4 protein-coding genes are annotated in these 3637 nt (G+C 52.7%); all 4 read left to right on the forward strand.

Going from position 1 to position 3637, the window contains the following annotated elements; genetic code table 11:
- Window positions 1-209 precede the first annotated feature (209 nt).
- A complete protein-coding gene (locus PPL9_RS30830) occupies window positions 210-1115 on the forward strand; it encodes a DUF2182 domain-containing protein (RefSeq protein ID WP_057466290.1) in 906 nt (301 codons plus the stop codon).
- 38 nt (window positions 1116-1153) lie between these two features.
- The gene (locus PPL9_RS30835; protein ID WP_057466291.1) at window positions 1154-1849 is read left to right on the forward strand and encodes a CDP-alcohol phosphatidyltransferase family protein; all 696 of its coding nucleotides are present in this window, start codon (window positions 1154-1156) and stop codon (window positions 1847-1849) included.
- Between the two features lie 158 nt (window positions 1850-2007).
- Window positions 2008-2985, forward strand: a complete 978-nt coding sequence (locus tag PPL9_RS30840) for a quinone oxidoreductase (protein ID WP_057466292.1) — start codon at window positions 2008-2010, stop codon at window positions 2983-2985.
- Window positions 2986-3011: 26 nt separating this feature from the next.
- Window positions 3012-3637 (forward strand): LysR family transcriptional regulator (locus PPL9_RS30845; RefSeq protein WP_057466313.1); only part of this gene is annotated, 626 nt, incomplete at its 3' end.

The raw sequence follows: 3637 nt of genomic DNA on the forward strand, positions 1-3637 counted from the left end.
GTTTCAAGGTGCCGCACGCGGATAGTCCCCTAGTGAAAGTGGAGAGGTCTCGTTGCGCCAGCTTCATCATGTCGCAGGTTCCAGTTTAGATTTGAACTAAATCAATGTCGCATTGGGACTATTACTGGTCTATTAGAGAAGCTGCATAAATTGCACCGGTTCCGGAACCGCAGAGTTTTGGCCTGTCCTGATTGATTTTGAGGTTGGTTATGTCAGTTACCAGTCCGAAGACGGATTTACAGTTGTCCTATCGGCTCCCGTACATTGTGCTGGGTGGTGCTGTGGTTTTGGGCTGGGTTTATCTGGCTGCCATGGTTATCGACATGATCTCTCGCATGGATATGGGCGAGATGGGCCCGGGCATGGAGTTGTTCAATCAGTTCAACATGTTCAAAGGCCTGCCGGAACATGTGCGTGTTCAGCTTGCCTCGCTGTGTTTGCCATTGGCTCAGGAAGCGTTTGGGATGCCAGCGCTGGTGAATATGGGCCTTTACGACTATTTTCTGTTGTTTGTGATGTGGTTCATGATGGTGCTCGCCATGATGTTGCCGACTGCCATGCCCATGCTACAGACCTATCATGAAGCGCGTGGTGGCAAGGCTATTTATGTGGTGGCTGGCGGGTATCTGGCTATCTGGGTTGCGTTTTCCGTTGTCGCGACTGTTGCTCAGGGCGTGCTGCACGAGCTGGGGGTGATGAGCCCGATGATGATGCCGGTGTTTTCTACACTGACGATTACAACTGTTATTGCAGCCGCGATCTATCAATTTACGCCTGCCAAGCAGGCTTGTCTTGACCGGTGCCGGACGCCCAATGTTGCATTGGCCCTGCATTCCGGTGAGCAAAAGCAAAGTGCCTTCCAGTTTGGAATCGAGCAAGGTTTGTACTGTTTGGGGTGCTGTTGGGCACTCATGGTGCTTATGTTTGCAGTGGGAATCATGAATATTATTTGGATCGCGCTGCTTGGTCTCATAATGACACTTGAAAAAAAGAGCAAAACACCGTTTACAAGCTATGGAATAGGTATCGCACTTCTGCTATGGGGCGGTGCAAACATCTATTTCGCTCGGGCGGACTTACCTCTTATTGAAGTTTTGGGCGATAGATTGTTCTAAGTGGTACCTTCACTTAAAGAATAACAAAGGACCCAAAGTTGACCGGTCAGACCAACTCCCGGCTGTTCCTCATTCACATCCTCACCGCATTGGGGGCCCCCATTGCGTTGCTTGCGCTTGTCGCTGGAGCGAACGGCAATCTGCCTATGATGTTTTTCTGGCTCTGGGTGGCACTTGTTGTCGACGGGCTGGATGGTCCTTTAGCACGTAAATATGACATTCAGAATCGCCTGCCGCGCTGGAGCGGCGTTATTCTGGATTTAGTGATTGATTACGCGACCTACGTTTTCCTGCCTGCTTTCGCGCTATACCAAAGCGGCCTTCTCTCAGAGTTCTGGGGACTTTTGTCTGGTGCTGTCATTGTGTTTACCGGCGCGATCTACTTCGCTGACGGCAACATGAAGACAGAAAGCGGTGGCTTCCTTGGCTTCCCTGGTGTCTGGAATATGGTGATTGTTGTGCTGGTTGCACTGCAGTCTCCGCCATGGATCATCATCGGCATGGTGGTGCTGTGTTCTGTGCTGACGTTTGCTCCTGTTGAGTTCGTCCACCCGGTGCGCACCGTCAAATGGCGTCCGCTAACTCTAGGCATTCTCATTGTATGGAGTGCTGCTCTTGCGGTTGCGCTTTATCAGGATTTCATCATTGAAAACTGGTTGTTTGCCCTGATCACAGCGACGAGCCTTTATCTGTTTTGCGTAGGGGCTGCACACCAGCTGTTTCGCAAGATGTGATTCTCGGTAAAAGAGTTTCTTAAAGCCCAGCCAATTGGTCGGGCTTTTTTGTTTGGCACTCGTATTTTCCCAGGTGTGACCGAGTTTTCCCAAAGGTGCTTGCAAGTTAGCGGCATTCTGTCCAAACTCCGCCTCCAGCTTTTGTAAGGGAAAACCATATGGTCTTTGCTGTTCGCGTTGAAAAAACTGGTGATCCGTCCGTTCTGACATACGTGGATGTGGACCTGCCTGATCCGGGGCATGGGGAAGTTCGAATCAGGCACACTGCGATCGGGCTCAACTTTATTGATACCTATTTTCGCTCTGGTCTTTATCCGGCACCAAATGGCGTCCCGTTTATTCCTGGCAATGAGGGGGCAGGGATTGTTGTTGCGCTTGGGCAAGGCGTGACCGGGCTCGCACTTGGGGACCGTGTGGCATATGCAGGACCGCTGGGGGCTTACAGTGAAGAGCGTAATATTCCTGCCAGCGTGCTTGTGAAGATCCCTGAAGGTGTGAGTGATGAGCAAGCGGCGGCTTTAATGTTGAAAGGCATGACTGCACGCTACCTGCTGCGTGAGACCTACAACGTGGGAGCGGATACGACTTTGCTTTACCACGCAGCGGCAGGCGGTGTCGGGCTTATCGTTGGTCAATGGGCGTCGGCCCTTGGTGCAAGGGTGATCGGGACAGTCAGCTCGGAAGAAAAAGCACGTCTCGCTCAGGCCAATGGTTATGAGTATGTGATCAATTACAAGAGCGAGGACTGGGTAGCACGGGTGCGTCAGATCACCGATGGGCGCGGCTGTGATGTGGTTTACGACAGTGTGGGCAAGGATACATATCCAGCATCGTTGGATTGCCTTCGTCCTCGAGGGCTTTGGTGCTCCTTTGGGCAATCATCTGGACCGCTCCCTGAGTTCAACATGGCCATCCTATCTCAGAAAGGCTCGCTGTTTGCGACGCGACCGACGCTGTTCAATTACATTGCGGAGCGCTGGGAGCTGGAAGAGACGGCTGGGGACCTGTTTGCCGCTGTGGCTGACGGAACAATCAATATTCAGATCAATCAACGCTACAGCCTGAAGGACATTGCACAGGCGCACTGCGATCTGGAAGGGCGCAAAACCACCGGTGCAACGGTGATTATCCCCTAAATACGTTTGAGGGATTGGGAGGATTGATGGATCGGTCGCGGTATCTTTACGGCCCAGCGCTTCGCTATTTCGCAGCGGCTGCGGAAGAGAATTCCATTCGGGCGGCGGCGCGCAAACTCAATGTGGCGTCCTCTGCGGTGAACCGGCAAATTCTTACGCTGGAAAAGCAGCTTGGAATGGAGCTGTTTGAGCGCGTGGGACGTACAATCCGATTGTCTTCTGCGGGTGAAATTCTATTGGCACATATTCGGCGGACACTGTCTGATCTGGAAGCGACCGGTGCGGAGCTGGATGCGCTTAAAGGTCTTCGTCGTGGTGTGGTTTCCATTGCAACGGTTGAAAGTGTGACCGAAGCGCTGTTGCCTGAGGTGATTGCGCAGTTCCACAAGGATTACAGCGGCATTCATGTGGATGTGCAGGTGATGGGGGCTGAGCGGGTTGCGCAGGCCGTTGAGAAGGCTGAAGTGGATGTAGGGTTCACATTTGAACCACCGGATACCGATGCGCTTAACATCACCTACAAGAAGGCATTGGAGATTGGGGCGATCATGGCTCCGACGCATCCGCTTGCTGACGAAGAAAAGTTGAGCCTTGCACAGTGCTTTGAGTATCCGGTTGCCATGCCAGCGCGCGGGATCTCTATTCGTGCCCG

Source organism: Pseudovibrio sp. POLY-S9 (assembly GCF_001431305.1).
Classification (GTDB): Bacteria; Pseudomonadota; Alphaproteobacteria; order Rhizobiales; family Stappiaceae; genus Pseudovibrio.